Source organism: Streptomyces sp. C10-9-1 (genome assembly GCF_024497955.1).
GTDB classification, from domain to species: Bacteria; Actinomycetota; Actinomycetes; order Streptomycetales; family Streptomycetaceae; genus Streptomyces; species Streptomyces sanyensis.
In genome coordinates this window covers 72,110-85,152 of sequence record NZ_JANHKP010000009.1, presented here as the reverse complement: position 1 = coordinate 85,152, position 13,043 = coordinate 72,110, and the positions used below count along the sequence as shown (strand labels likewise).

General features: G+C 73.5%; 13 protein-coding genes. 9 read left to right on the top strand and 4 right to left on the bottom strand.

From position 1 onward, the window contains the following. The first annotated feature begins 98 nt into the window (after positions 1 to 98). From NPS70_RS14560 to NPS70_RS14540, 5 genes are all read left to right on the top strand, one after another. Positions 99 to 2,270, top strand: a complete 2,172-nt coding sequence (locus NPS70_RS14560) for an ATP-dependent DNA helicase UvrD2 (RefSeq protein ID WP_256524643.1) — start codon at positions 99 to 101, stop codon at positions 2,268 to 2,270. Between the two features lie 163 nt (positions 2,271 to 2,433). After that, the gene (locus NPS70_RS14555) at positions 2,434 to 2,751 is read left to right on the top strand and encodes a hypothetical protein (protein ID WP_256524642.1); all 318 of its coding nucleotides are present in this window, start codon (positions 2,434 to 2,436) and stop codon (positions 2,749 to 2,751) included. A gap of 165 nt (positions 2,752 to 2,916) precedes the next feature. Continuing rightward, entirely contained in the window at positions 2,917 to 3,285 is a 369-nt protein-coding gene (locus NPS70_RS14550) for a WhiB family transcriptional regulator (protein WP_256524641.1), read from the top strand. Next, positions 3,282 to 3,605, top strand: coding sequence for a hypothetical protein (locus tag NPS70_RS14545; RefSeq protein WP_256524640.1), 324 nt, complete (start codon positions 3,282 to 3,284; stop codon positions 3,603 to 3,605). Before NPS70_RS14550 ends, NPS70_RS14545 begins: the two co-directional genes overlap by 4 nt. 124 nt (positions 3,606 to 3,729) lie before the next feature. Continuing rightward, the gene (locus NPS70_RS14540) at positions 3,730 to 3,945 is read left to right on the top strand and encodes a hypothetical protein (RefSeq protein ID WP_256524846.1); all 216 of its coding nucleotides are present in this window, start codon (positions 3,730 to 3,732) and stop codon (positions 3,943 to 3,945) included. A gap of 173 nt (positions 3,946 to 4,118) precedes the next feature. Here NPS70_RS14540 and NPS70_RS14535 read toward each other — a convergent pair whose 3' ends face one another. Continuing rightward, entirely contained in the window at positions 4,119 to 5,540 is a 1,422-nt protein-coding gene (locus NPS70_RS14535; protein WP_256524639.1) for an AarF/ABC1/UbiB kinase family protein, read from the bottom strand. A gap of 63 nt (positions 5,541 to 5,603) precedes the next feature. Beyond that, positions 5,604 to 6,740, bottom strand: a complete 1,137-nt coding sequence (locus NPS70_RS14530) for a TOMM precursor leader peptide-binding protein (protein WP_256524638.1) — start codon at positions 6,738 to 6,740, stop codon at positions 5,604 to 5,606. Between the two features lie 207 nt (positions 6,741 to 6,947). Between NPS70_RS14530 and NPS70_RS14525 the strand changes: the two genes are divergently transcribed. From NPS70_RS14525 to NPS70_RS14510, 4 genes are all read left to right on the top strand, one after another. Next, on the top strand, positions 6,948 to 7,577 hold the full coding sequence (locus tag NPS70_RS14525) for a M48 family metallopeptidase (protein WP_256524637.1): 630 nt from the start codon (positions 6,948 to 6,950) through the stop codon (positions 7,575 to 7,577). 157 nt (positions 7,578 to 7,734) lie between these two features. Beyond that, entirely contained in the window at positions 7,735 to 9,285 is a 1,551-nt protein-coding gene (locus NPS70_RS14520) for a TerD family protein (RefSeq protein ID WP_256524636.1), read from the top strand. A gap of 13 nt (positions 9,286 to 9,298) precedes the next feature. Continuing rightward, on the top strand, positions 9,299 to 9,979 hold the full coding sequence (locus NPS70_RS14515; protein ID WP_256524635.1) for an AIM24 family protein: 681 nt from the start codon (positions 9,299 to 9,301) through the stop codon (positions 9,977 to 9,979). Between the two features lie 18 nt (positions 9,980 to 9,997). Beyond that, positions 9,998 to 10,753, top strand: coding sequence for an AIM24 family protein (locus NPS70_RS14510; RefSeq protein WP_256524634.1), 756 nt, complete (start codon positions 9,998 to 10,000; stop codon positions 10,751 to 10,753). A 74-nt stretch (positions 10,754 to 10,827) separates the two neighbouring features. On the opposite strand, the gene NPS70_RS14505 is transcribed toward NPS70_RS14510, so the two are convergent. After that, positions 10,828 to 11,361: an NUDIX hydrolase gene (locus NPS70_RS14505; protein WP_256524633.1), complete on the bottom strand. Its 534-nt coding sequence runs from the start codon at positions 11,359 to 11,361 to the stop codon at positions 10,828 to 10,830. Beyond that, a complete protein-coding gene (locus NPS70_RS14500) occupies positions 11,358 to 12,851 on the bottom strand; it encodes a zinc-dependent metalloprotease (protein ID WP_256524632.1) in 1,494 nt (497 codons plus the stop codon). The genes NPS70_RS14505 and NPS70_RS14500 overlap by 4 nt, the downstream gene beginning before the upstream one ends. Positions 12,852 to 13,043 lie beyond the last annotated feature (192 nt).

Here is a 13,043-nt window from a genome sequence, read left to right as displayed (position 1 = left end):
CTGCTCCCCCCCCGTACCGGGCAGCCCGGTACGAACAATCGGCCCGCCCTGTGGACAACCCGGCGCACCCGTCCCGGCGGACCTGGCAGCATGGCGGGGTGACAGCAGCAACGCACTCCTCACTCTTCCCGCAGGTCCCCGAGACGGCCGACGCGGTGCTCTCCGGGCTCGACCCCGAGCAGCGCGAGGTCGCGACGTCCCTGCACGGCCCGGTGTGCGTGCTGGCCGGAGCCGGCACGGGCAAGACGCGTGCGATCACCCATCGCATCGCCTACGGGGTCCGCGCGGGGATACTCCAGCCCGCCAGCGTGCTCGCCGTCACCTTCACCAACCGGGCCGCCGGCGAGATGCGCGGCAGGCTGCGCCAGCTGGGCGCCGGGGGCGTGCAGGCCCGCACCTTCCACTCGGCCGCCCTGCGCCAGCTCCAGTACTTCTGGCCCAAGGCGGTCGGCGGCGAACTGCCCCGCCTGCTGGAGCGCAAGGTCCAGCTGGTCGCCGAGTCGGCGGCGCGCTGCCGCATCCGCCTCGACCGCAACGAGCTCCGGGACGTCACGGGCGAGATCGAGTGGGCCAAGGTCACCCAGACCGTGCCCGCGGACTACCCGGCCGCCGTCGCCAAGTCCCACCGCGACGCCCCCCGCGACCCGGCGGAGATCGGCCAGGTCTACGCGATGTACGAGCAGCTCAAGCGCGACCGCTCGGCCATGGACTTCGAGGACGTGCTGCTGCTCACGGTCGGCATCCTCCAGGACCGGCACGACATCGCCGACCAGGTCCGCCGCCAGTACCAGCACTTCGTCGTCGACGAGTACCAGGACGTCAGCCCGCTCCAGCAGCGGCTGCTGGAGCTCTGGCTCGGGGACCGGGACAGCCTGTGCGTGGTCGGCGACGCCAGCCAGACCATCTACTCCTTCACCGGTGCCACCCCCGACCACCTGCTGGACTTCCGCACCCGTCACCCCGACGCCACCGTCGTCAAGCTGGTGCGCGACTACCGTTCCACGCCCCAGGTCGTCCACCTGGCCAACGGGCTGCTCGCACAGGCCCGCGGCCGCGCCGCCGAGCACCGCCTGGAGCTGGTCTCCCAGCGCGATGCGGGCCCCGAGCCCGCCTATGCCGAGTACGCCGACGAGCCCTCCGAGGCCGAGGGCACCGCCCGCAGGATCCGCGAGCTGATCGACGCCGGGGTGCCGGCCGGGGAGATCGCCGTCCTGTACCGGGTCAACGCCCAGTCCGAGGTCTACGAGCAGGCGCTCGCCGACGCGGGCGTGCCCTACCAGCTGCGCGGTGCCGAGCGCTTCTTCGAACGCGCGGAGGTCCGCGAGGCGGGTGTGGCCCTGCGGGGTGCGGCCCGCGCGGGCTCCAACGACTCCCTCCTTGACGACGCCGAGGGGCTGGCCTCCCAGGTCCGCGCCGTGCTCTCCACCAAGGGCTGGACCACCGAGCCCCCGGCCGGGTCCGGGTCGGTGCGCGACCGCTGGGAGTCGCTGGCCGCCCTGGTGCGGCTCGCCGAGGACTTCGCGCGGGTCCGCCCGGCGGCCTCCCTCGCCGACCTCGTGGCCGAGCTGGACGAGCGCGCCGCCGCACAGCACGCGCCCACGGTCCAGGGCGTGACCCTCGCCTCTCTCCACTCGGCCAAGGGACTCGAGTGGGACGCCGTCTTCCTGGTCGGCCTCACCGAGGGCATGATGCCGATCACCTACGCCAAGACGGACGAGCAGGTCGAGGAGGAGCGGCGGCTGCTCTACGTCGGCGTCACCCGGGCCCGTGTCCACCTCTGCCTGTCCTGGGCGCTCTCGCGTTCTCCCGGCGGGCGGGCCTCGCGCCGCCCCAGCCGCTTCCTCAGCGGCCTGCGCCCCGGTTCGGCGGCGCCCGGCAGAAGGAGCGCCGGGGCAGCGGGCGGAGTCGAGCGCGGAGGCGGTCGCCGCAGGCGGCGCGGCCCGGTGCTCTGCCGGGTCTGCGGCAAGACGCTGACGGACGCGGGCGAGATGAAGCTGATGCGCTGCGAGGACTGCCCCTCGGACATGGACGAGGGCCTGTACGAGCGGCTCCGCGAGTGGCGGTCCGGGCAGGCCAGGGAGCTCGGACAGCCCGCCTACTGCGTGTTCACCGACAAGACACTGATGGCCATCGCGGAGGCGGTTCCCGGCAGCGAGGGCGAGCTCGCCTCGATCTCCGGGGTCGGCGGGCGCAAGCTGGACCGCTTCGGCGCCGATGTCCTGGCCATCTGCGCAGGTGAGGAGCTTGAGACGGTGGAGGACGGGGACTGAGGCAAACTCGTCGGGAAAATAGTTTGCGCCCGCCCGGGCAGGCCCCATAGGTTCTTAACCACGAGAACAGCGGCTTCTCTGAAGCCCTGTCCTCGTGCTGTACTTATCCGAATACCGCGACCGGCTCACCCCGGTCCCGAGACGCCGAGAGGAGGCGATTGAAGTGATCAGCATCAAGACCAGCACCAGCACCGCCATCGTGACCGATCCCTCGGTCGTCTCCCGCTGCACGCTCGGCTTCTCGTCCGCCTTCCAGGGCACCGGTCTGTCCGTCGCCCCCGCCATGATCCCCGCCTCCCGGCTGGGTGGTCTCGCGGTCCTGGAGCGCAATGAGCGACCGACCAAGGCACTGGAAGCGGGAGTAGCAGCGGCAGAGGCCCCGGCCTATGCCCTTGCGGCGGCCAGTGCCACGCAGCAGATGACGCACCACCACTCGAAGTGGGCCTTCCGTGGGCTCGAACCCTGGAGTGATCCAGCCTGATCCATGATCAGGCCGGCGCCTTCAGGGCCGCGGAACCCCACCCGGGATCCGCGGCCCTTCTGTTTTCCCCGGTGGGATCACGGACCGAAGGGTCTCGGGACCAGACCCGACAGCAGCCACACCCGGCCCACAGGCCGGAACGACCAAGACGAGGAACTCCACACCGTGCAACTCGAAGCGCACGCCCCGTCCGTACCGCCCGCCGCGACGATCGCTCCGCCCGCTTCTTCCGAGGAATCCGCCTTGACTCCGCTCACTGCGCTCACCGCGCTCGACGACGCCATCGAGAACCTGGGCGTACCCGTGCCCTGCCGCTCCTACGACCCGGAGGTCTTCTTCGCCGAGTCCCCGGCCGACGTCGAGTACGCCAAGTCCCTGTGCCGCACCTGCCCGCTGATGGAGGCATGCCTCGCCGGGGCCAAGGAGCGGCGCGAGCCGTGGGGTGTCTGGGGCGGGGAGCTGTTCGTCCAGGGCGTGGTCGTCGCCCGCAAGCGGCCGCGCGGCCGCCCGCGCAAGAACCCGGTCGCGGCATGAACGCCACCGGAACCATCGACCGACCCGTCACGCACGATCCCCAGAAGCAGGCCCCGATGACCCCCTCCACCCCGGAGCCGTACGGCTCCGCTACCCCGGACGCCACCACCATCGGCGCGAACACCTCGCGTCAGAACAGGAACCGTGAGATGCAACTCATCCCAGAAGCCCTGGCGCGTGCGCATATGCACGACCGGAGGCAGGAAGCCGACGCGGGACGCCAGGCGGCACGCCTGCTCGCCGCGCGGCGGATGCAGCGCCGGGCCGAGCGGGTGTCGATGCGCGCCCGCCGTGCCCTGGCGATGGCGGTCATGCACTGACCCCAGGGCGCTCCGCCGCGGGGGCCGGTCCAACGGATCGGCCCCCGCGGCGCGTTGCACGCCCGGCACGGCCCTACGGTGCGTTGTGCGCGCTCGCGGCGGCGCACGGGGATATCGTCGCCGGGTGGATCAGGACGAGTCACCGGACCCCGAAGGGCCGAGCGGAGAAGAGCGGACCGACGGCCGGACCGTGTGCTCCCGGTGCGGCAAGGTCGCCGAGGGCGTCCCCCTCACCTGGACCTTCTCCGTGGAGGACGGCACCCGGCGCCATGTCTGCGAGGAGTGCGCCCGGACCAACATCAGATCCATCGAGGGACGGCTGGACACGTCCTGGTGGTGAGAGCCCCCGGGGCGGCCGCCGTCACCCGTCGATGACGGCGGCCGGGCGCGGCGCGGCCCCGGAAGGCCGCCTCCGGTGGCTCGCGGCTCCCGCCGCCGAGACGCCGAAGGAATCCGTGCGGGACTCCCCGTACGCCCTGCCAGGTCGCGGTGACCACCTGGCCTGGCGGCAGGTCAGGCGCCCGCGCCCAGAGGGTCGTCAGCGCCCCGAGGGGTGCCGCTCCCGCCCCGGAGCGCCTCTCCTCCCTCCCCGGCACTGTCGCCTGTCCCCGTCCGCGGGAAGCCGGGCAGCCACGCGTCCAGTTCCTCCCGCAGCCGCACCGTCGCATCCAGCTGGCACAGCACCCCGATGGTGCTCAGTGTCACCCGGTGGATCAGCAGATACGACGGCGGAAGGTTCAGCTGCTTGCCCAACTGGTAGGCGGGCGAGCGGATATCCGCTATCCGCGCCGCCTGGCTGCGCATCCAGCCGCGGCTGAAGGTGAACTCCTCCTCCGCCGCCGGTCCGATGACGGGAAGGAGGTACTCCAGGACGGCGTCGGGGTCGAGCTCGATCGACTCCCTGACGAAGCCCTCCTCGCACAGCAGCCGGTACACGGCGTCGGCCTCCCCGTCGAGTGCCAGCCGCAGGCAGAGGCCGATGGTCGGCGGCAGGCCGCCCGGCAGCCGGTCCACCGTCCCGAAGTCGAGGACGCCCAGACGCGGCTCGCCGCCGTCCGCATCCGCCAGGAAGCGGAAGTTCCCCGGGTGGGGGTCCGCGTGCAGCAGGCCGGTGCGCGCCGGACCGGAGAACAGGAACCGTGCGAGCAGCTGGCCCGCGCGGTCCCGCTCCTCGCCGGTGCCCTCCGCGATGACGTCCGACAGCGGGGTGCCGTCGATCCACTCGGTGACCAGCACCCGCTCCCCGTGGTGGACCACGTCGGGCACGACCACGTCGGGGTCGTTCGCGAACTCCGCCGCGTGGCGGCGCTGCGCCTCGGCCTCCAGCCCGTAGTCCAGTTCCTCGGCGACCCGGTCGCGCAGCTCCGTGATCAGGGGCTTGACGTCCATGCCGGGGACCAGCGGCCCCAGCAGGCGTGCGAAGCGGCTCAGCTGGGTGAGGTCGGACAGCAGCGCCTCCCCCGCACCCGGGTACTGCACCTTGACCGCGACCCGGCGCCCGTCGTGCCACACGGCCCGGTGCACCTGGCCGATGGACGCCGCCGCCGAGGGGCTGTCCTCGAACTCGGTGAAGAGGTCCCTCCAGTCCTCCCCGAGGCATGCGGCCAGCACGCCGTGGACCGTGGCGGTCGGCATCGGCGGCGCCGCCTCCTGCAGGCGGGTGAGAGCCGCGCGGTAGGGCCCCGCGACCTCCTCGGGGAGCGCCGACTCGAAGACGGACAGCGCCTGCCCGAACTTCATGGCACCCCCCTTCAACTCGCCCAGCACCTTGAACAACTGCTCCGCCGTGCGCTGCTGGAGTTCCCGGGCGACGATCTCCGCCGACTTCCCTCCGATCCTCTTCCCGATGCCCCAGGTCGCCCGGCCCGCGAAGCCCAGGGGGAGGGCGGCCAGCTTGGCGGTCCGGGTGACCGCCTTCCGAGGAAGATCAGACATGCACCCCTCCAAAACCCAGTCGGCTGTCGTATGTGCCGCACGGAGCAGCTCCGTTGGCGGCGGTCACGCGTGCATTCTCTCGTGAGCGGCGCCGCCGCCGTCACCCCCGTGGCCGCCCCGTGCCGCTCCGCAGGGGCACTCGGGGTGGGCCGCGAGCCTCTCGGAGTGCCAGCGCAGCCCCGGCAGCGACACCTCCCAGCGGGCGCCGCCGCTCTCCGGGAGGCCGCCGTCCAGGAAGGCCAGCGCATGGGCGGCGGCCAGCCCGGCGACCGCCGTCGCCAGTGCGACGTCGCAGGCGGCGGGCACGGACCTCCGCCGCCCGGAGCGCCACTGCGCGAGCAGCATGGAGCGCGCCGGATCCCGCTCGGCCCGGGCGCGCTCCTGGCACTCCGCGCAGGGAGTGGCACCCGGCAGCACCAGCGGCCCCACCACTCCGGTGGCCTCGACCACACCCGTGTACAGGTGGGGGACCCCTGCGCCGATCCAGTCCTGCGCCATGCGCGGATCCGGCGCGTAGGCCCCGAGGCCGTCGCGCGGCGCCACCACCACCAAGGCCAGCCCCGGATCCCGTGCGGCACCCCGCCCGCCTCCGCCCGCCCGGGGAGGCCGGTCCGGTGCCTGTGCGCGCACCAGTCGCCGGGCGGCCGCGTCCCGCCGCTCCCCGGCCTCGGACGCCGGCAGCCCGCCGGGCGCCGCGTCCCCGGGCTCGGCCACCCCGCCGTCATGGACGTCGACCGTGCCGATCCCGGCTGCGGACAGGCAGGCGGCCACGGTCGCACCGACCCGGCCCGCACCCCGGACCGCCACCCGGGTGGCCCGCCGTGCCGCGAGGCGGGCGAAGGCCGCGCCCGGCTCGGGATGGACCATCGACAAGGAGGCCAGGTCGGGGCGGAGGCGTTCGCGCAGCGCGGGACGTTCGCGCAGTGCGGCCGAGGCGCTCGCCGCCTCCGTGTCGTCGAGCAGCCCCGCCTCCGCCAGCCGGCGGACCAGGGCGTCGACCCGGCCCTCCGGAAGACCTGCCGCCCGCGCCTCGGCCCGGAGCAGATCCAGCCCGCGGGTGCCGTCGAGGAGTTCGACGAGCGATCCGGTGACGGTGTCCAACGGCCCTACGGTGACAGCCCGTTCGGGGGTCACTCCGAACTGGACCGACTGGCGGTCCCGCCACGCCCGCCGCAGCGCCGGTTTCAGCATGGGATGCATATCGGTCCCCGTTCCCCGTGGAAATCCGTCGCCGACCGCCGGATTGGTGCGGTCGGCCTCCACAGAATCCCGCTTCCGGCGAGGCGGCGGGGAAAGTTGTCCACAGGCCGGGGGATTAGTCGTTCTATTCCCGCCGCGGTGGAGTGGACCGCGCGGAACCGTGCCGCGGTCGGGACGTCCGGTGCGGGCAGCGGGTAACGTCGGGGCGTGCCCGTCGATCCGTCCCCCCGCACCGCCACGGGGCAGCCCCCTGCCCGCGGCGCGGGGAAGCGGCGCCGCGCCGATGCGAGCGGTCCCGCCCGCGCCGCGGTCGCCGAGGGCCGCGTGGAGGTCCGGCGCAGCAGCCGCCGCAGCCGCACGGTCTCCGCCTACCGCGAGGGCGACCGGACCGTCGTCCTGATCCCGGCCCGGATGTCCGAGGCCGAGGAGGAGCGCTGGGTCGGCGTCATGCTGAAGAAGCTCGAAGCCCAGGAGAGCCGCCGGGCGCTCGGCGACACCGACCTGGCCGAGCGGGCCGAGCGGCTCTCCCGGCAGTACTACCAGGGGCGGGCGAGGCCCACGTCGGTGCGGTGGGTCACCAACCAGAACGCGCGCTGGGGGTCCTGCACCCCCGCCGAGGGCAGCATCCGGCTGTCCCACCGTCTCCAGGGCATGCCCGAGTACGTCCTCGACTACGTCCTGCTCCACGAACTGGCCCATCTGCTCGTGCCCGGCCACGGGCCCCGCTTCTGGAAGCTGCTGGAGGCGTACCCGCGCACCGAGCGCGCCCGCGGCTACCTGGAGGGCGTCGCCGCCGCCGGACGCCTCCCGCGCGGCCCGGAGCCGCCCGTCGACTGAGCACCCCCGCGGCCTCCGGCCCCGGGGAGCAGCCCCTTCTGTGCGGCAGCCGTGGCAGCTGTGTACCGAATGCGTACCGGCTTGGCTCGATCTCGCCGCCAGCGGATAGCCTGGCGCGACGCATTCATTGTCTCGGGATGGGGGACGGTCGTCACGCATGGCCAGGGAATTCCAACGCGGCCACAAGGCCAAGCTCAGTGATCTCACTCCGGGAACGGATCTGTACGTCGGCGTCCAGATCGCCGCTCCCGGTCTGACATTCGACATCAGCTGCTTCGGTCTGGACGCCGACGAGCAGCTCTCCGACGACCGGTACTTCGTCTTCTTCAACCAGCCGAAGACGCCCGAGGAATCCGTTCAGCTGCTCGGCGCACAGGCCGGCGACACCGAGTCGTTCCGCGTCACGCTCGACCGCATCCCGGAGCACATCCACAAGCTCTCCTTCACCGCCACCGTGGACGGCGCGGGGCAGATGTCGCAGATCGGCCCCGGCTACCTCCGCATCGTCGCGGGCGGAGAGGAGGTCGTCCGCTACGCCTTCACCGGCTCGGAGTTCAGCACCGAGCGCGCGGTGATGCTCGGCGACTTCTACCGCAAGGACGTATGGCGCTTCGCCGCCGTGGGCCAGGGCTTCGACGGGGGCCTCGACGCGCTGCTCAAGAACTTCGGCGGCGAGGTCGCCGAGGAGGAGCCCGCGCCGCAGCCGGGTTCCGCCGCGCCCCCGGCCTTCGCCCCGCCCGCGGGTCCGGCGCCGGGCTTCGGTGCCCCCCAGGCACCCCACGTGCCGCAGGCCCCGCAGCCTCCCGCCCCGTCCTTCGGCGCTCCCCCCGGGCCCCCGCAGCCCGCGGTCGCGGCCCCGGTGCACAGCGCCCCCACCATGGCGGCCCCCCTGGCGCCCGGCACCGTCCCGCCGCCCGCCCCGGCACCGGCCCCCTACGGGCAGCCGGCCCAGCCGCCGTTCGGCCAGGTGCCCGGCCAGACCCCGCCTCCCGGGCCGCCGCCCGGCGCCCCGCCCGCAGGGGTGCCGCAGGGCACCCCCCAGGCCGGCCCCGGCCTGCAGGCGGCACTCCAGGCCTACCGTGAGGCGCCCACCGGGCAGCGCTGGACGTCGCAGAACCAGCAGCTGATGAGGGCCGACCTCACCGTCGGCGGCACACCGGTGCTCGCACGCCAGGGCAGCATGGTGATGTACCAGGGCAAGGTGGACTTCGGCTACCGGGGTGCCGGGTTCTCCGGCCGCGTCGTCGGCAACGCCACCGGCCAGGAGATGCAGCTGATGCGCTGCACCGGCCGCGGCCAGGTCTTCTTCGCGGAGGAGGCGGCCCATCTGCACGCCGTCGAGCTCCAGGGCGACGGGATCTGCGTCTCCGCCGAGAACGTCCTCGCCTTCGACGAGACGCTCCAGCACGAGGTCCGCCGGATCGAGGGGCACGGCATCCCGGGCGGTGCGCTGTTCACCATGATGTTCCACGGCACCGGCACCGTCGTCGTCAAGACCCGCGGCGTGCCCGTCGTCCTGCCGGTGACGCCGACCACCTTCGCCGACTCGAACGCGATCGTCGCCTGGTCGGCGGCCTCCCAGGTGATCCTCTCCAGCCAGGTCCGGCTGCGCCGCAACGCCTACCCCGGCCACAGCGGGGAGACCGTGAACCTCCAGTTCCGGGGAGCTCCCGGAAACTTCATCGTCGTCCAGCCCTACGAGGTCTGAGGGAGCCCGGAGAATGAACCAGCAACTCGCGGGCTACGCCCCGACGCCCGTCGCGGCCCGGATGGAGAACCACGGCCCGGCCATGCTCAAGGTGGCCATGGCCGGCGGCCAGGACCTGTACGCCCGCACGGGCTCGATGGTCGCCTACGAGGGTTTCGTGCAGTACGAGCCCAACCCGAGCGCCGTACGGCAGATCGCGGCCCAGTGGCTCACCGGTGAGGGCACGCCCCTGATGAGGTGCTCGGGCGACGGCCTGCTGTACCTCGCCGACTACGGCGCGGACGTCGTCGTGATCAACCTCGACAACGACTCCCTGTCGGTCAACGGCAGCAACGTGCTGGCCTTCGACGCCCACCTCCAGTGGGGGGTGGAGAAGGTCAAGGGGCTGGCCAAGTTCGCGGGGCAGGGCCTGTGGAACGTCACCATCGGCGGCACCGGCTGGGTGGCCCTCACCTCGCGCGGGACACCGATCGTGGTCGACTGCGGACGAGGCGAGGACGAGACCTACGTCGACCCGGACGCGCTCGTCGCCTGGTCGCCCAACCTCAAGGTCAAGGGCAAGCGCAGCTTCAAGGCGTCCTCCCTCATCGGGCGGGGGAGCGGCGAGGCCTACCAGATGGCGTTCTCCGGCGAGGGGATCGTCGTGGTCCAGCCGAGCGAGGACAGCACCGACCGCCTCCGGATCCGGGGCTGAGGGGGAGCGGGACAGATCATGCAGAGTTCGCTTTTCGGCCATGCCGAGCAGCAGTCCCAGGAGCGGTACGTCGTGCAGAACCCGCAGCTGCTGCGGGTCGCGCTCAGCGGGCACGAGGACGTCCTCGCCCGTAAGGGCGCCATGGTGGCCTACCAGGGGCTCGTCGACTTCGACGGCGAGTACCAGAGCAGCGGCCAGCGCCGGGCCCGGGCCCACACGGGCGAGGGACTGGACCTGATGCGCTGCTCGGGCCAGGGCACCGTCTACCTCGCCAACCTCGCGCAGCACATCCACCTCGTCGACGTGGACTCCGAGGGCATCACCGTGGACAGTGCCTACGTGCTGGCCCTGGACTCCGGTCTGCACACCGAGGTGATCGCGGTGGACAGCCAGTACGGGATCTCCGGTTCCGGCAAGTACCAGCTCAACATCTCCGGGCGCGGCCGCGTCGCGCTGATGACCTCCGGGCAGCCCCTGATGATGCGGGTCACCCCGGACACGTACGTCAACGCCGACGCCGACGCGGTCGTGGCCTGGTCCTCCGGACTGCGGGTGCAGATGCAGGCCCAGACGCACTCCTCGCGCGTGCGCCGCCGCCGGGGCAGCACGGGGGAGGGCTGGGAGCTCAGCTTCCTCGGCCAGGGCTTCGCCCTGGTGCAGCCGAGCGAGGTCATGCCCCCGCAGCACGCCGACCTCGGCTCCGGGCTGCGGGCGCAGTACGGAGTGGGCCAGCACGGCGCCCAGGGGCAGAACCGCAACAACGTCTGGAGCTGACGCGGCCGGCCCGGGCACCCGCGCGCGGCGGGCGCCCGGGCCGGCCCGGCGCGAGGCCCGGGTGCGGGCCCGCCCTACAGCAGCGCCCGGGTGCGGGCCAGGAGCCGGACGACCGAGGCGTCGGCCACGGAGGCGACCTCCTCGTAGGGGAACCAGCGCAGGTCCAGGGACTCCTCGCTGAGGGCGGCCGTCGCCCCGGCCGGAGCCACGGCCGCGTACTGCACGTCCAGGTGGCGGTGGCACGGTGCCGGGACGGGGTGCCGGTCCAGCGTGACGGGGCCGCCCGGCAGCAGGCTGAGTTCGTCGATGCCCGACTCCTCCCTCGCCTCGCGCAGCGCCGCCGCGGCCAGCGTCCGGTCGTCCGGCTCGCAGTGCCCGCCCATCTGCAGCCACATGCCGAGCTTGCGGTGCAGGGTCAGCAGGACCCGCCCGCGCGCCGGGTCGACCACCAGCGCGCTGGCCGTGAGATGCCCCGCGTCGCAGGACTTCCACATGCCGCCGGCGTGCTCCGCCAGGTGGTCGAGGTAGGCCAGGCGCAGCGCGGCCTGTTCCTCGTCGGGGCCCCGGTACTCCTTCAGGACCAGGGCCGCGTCCTCGTGGAGGCTCACTCGCCCCTGCCGTCCGCGTCCGTCCCGCCGTCCTTGTCGCCGCCGTCCCCGGGGGCGCCGCGGTCCTCCCCCGCCGGTCCCTTACCGGTGCCCGCCTCGGGGGCCGGGCGTTCCTGGGGACCGCGCCCGCCCGCCGCCTCGCCGAGCATCTTGTCGAGCTCCGAGAAGTCCAGCTGCTCGCGGTGGACGAAGCCGTCCGGGTCGTCCAGGTCGGTCGCCGTGGGCAGCATGTCCGGGTGCTCCCAGAGGGCGTCCCGCCCGTCGACACCGCGCGCGTCGGTGAGCGAGGCCCAGAGCCGGGAGGCGTCCCGGAGCCTGCGGGGCCGCAGCTGGAGGCCGATCAGCGTGGCGAAGGTCTGCTCCGCCGGGCCCCCGGAGGCACGGCGCCTGCGCAGCGTCTCGCGCAGCGCGCCGGCGGAGGACAGGCGCGAGGCGGCCGCGGCGTGGACCACCGCGTCGACCCACCCCTCGACCAGCGCGAGCGCGGTCTCCAGCCGGGCGAGCGCGGCCTTCTGCTGCGGGGTGTCCTCCGGCTGGAACATGCCCTGCTGAAGGGCCTCCTGCAGCTGCTCGGGGTGGGTGGGGTCGAACTGCCCGACCACGTCCTCCAGCTTGCCGGTGTCCACCGTGATGCCGCGGGCGTAGCCCTCGACGGCACCGAAGAGGTGCGAGCGCAGCCACGGCACATGGGCGAAGAGGCGCTGGTGGGCCGCCTCGCGCAGCGCGAGGTAGAGCCGGACCTCGTCCCGGGGCACACCGAGGTCCTTGCCGAGCGCCTCGATGTTCAGGGGGAGCAGGGCCGCCTTGCCGGCCGGGCCGAGGGGGAGGCCGATGTCCGTCGAGCCCACGACCTCACCGGCGAGCACGCCCACGGCCTGCCCGATCTGCTGCCCGAACATCGCCCCGCCCATGGAGCGCATCATGCCGAGCAGCGGCCCGGCCATGGCCTGCATCTCCTCCGGCAGGACGTCGCCCATGGCCGCGCCGACACGCTCCGCGACCGGGTCCACCAGCTGCTGCCATGCGGGCAGGGTCGCCTCGACCCACTCGGCACGGCTCCAGGCCACGGCGGTGCCCGCGCCCGAGGGCAGGGAGGTCACGCCGTCCAGCCAGAGGTCGGCCAGGCGGACGGCCTCCTCGACGGCGGTGCGCTCCACGGGCCCGACGCTCGCGTCCTTGGTGCCGTTCGGCGTGCCCTGGGAGACCGTCTGCCGGGCGATCTGGCGGGCCATGTCCCAGTTCACCGGGCCGCCCTCGAAGCTGAGCATCTGGCCGAGCTGCTGGAAGGCCGCGCCCAGGTCGCTGGGGTTCAGCGAGCCGAACATGGCGGCGAAGGGATTGTCCCCGCCGCCCTGGCCGATGCCGAACCCGAAGGGGTTGCCAGGGGACCCTCCGGAGCCCTGGCCACCTCCGGGATTCCTCTTCTTGCCCTCGTCGCCGTCCTCCGGCTCCTCCGGCGGAAGGCCGAATCCGAATGGGGTGTCACTCACGGGTTTCCTCGGCTCGTAGGGCCGTCGGCTGCCAGCCGACGGCGACTCCCGACAACACCACCCAGCCTAAGCGGCCGGGCGCCCCGGCGGCTGCGGCGCCGGGCCGCTTGCGGCCTCGGTGCCCCGCCGGCCGGCCGCCTGCGGCAGGATGGACACTCACCTGGTGCGTATGCGTCGTTCGCTTGCGTACTG

Bases quoted from the DNA above. Each gene is read 5' to 3' on its own strand.
- NPS70_RS14510 (WP_256524634.1), top strand. From the start codon at position 9,998: ATGCAGAGTTCGCTTTTCGGCCATGCCGAGCAGCAGTCCCAGGAGCGG.
- NPS70_RS14545 (WP_256524640.1), top strand. From the start codon at position 3,282: ATGAACGCCACCGGAACCATCGACCGACCCGTCACGCACGATCCCCAG.
- NPS70_RS14515 (WP_256524635.1), top strand. From the start codon at position 9,299: ATGAACCAGCAACTCGCGGGCTACGCCCCGACGCCCGTCGCGGCCCGG.
- NPS70_RS14535 (WP_256524639.1), bottom strand. From the start codon at position 5,540: ATGTCTGATCTTCCTCGGAAGGCGGTCACCCGGACCGCCAAGCTGGCC.
- NPS70_RS14520 (WP_256524636.1), top strand. From the start codon at position 7,735: ATGGCCAGGGAATTCCAACGCGGCCACAAGGCCAAGCTCAGTGATCTC.
- NPS70_RS14530 (WP_256524638.1), bottom strand. From the start codon at position 6,740: ATGCATCCCATGCTGAAACCGGCGCTGCGGCGGGCGTGGCGGGACCGC.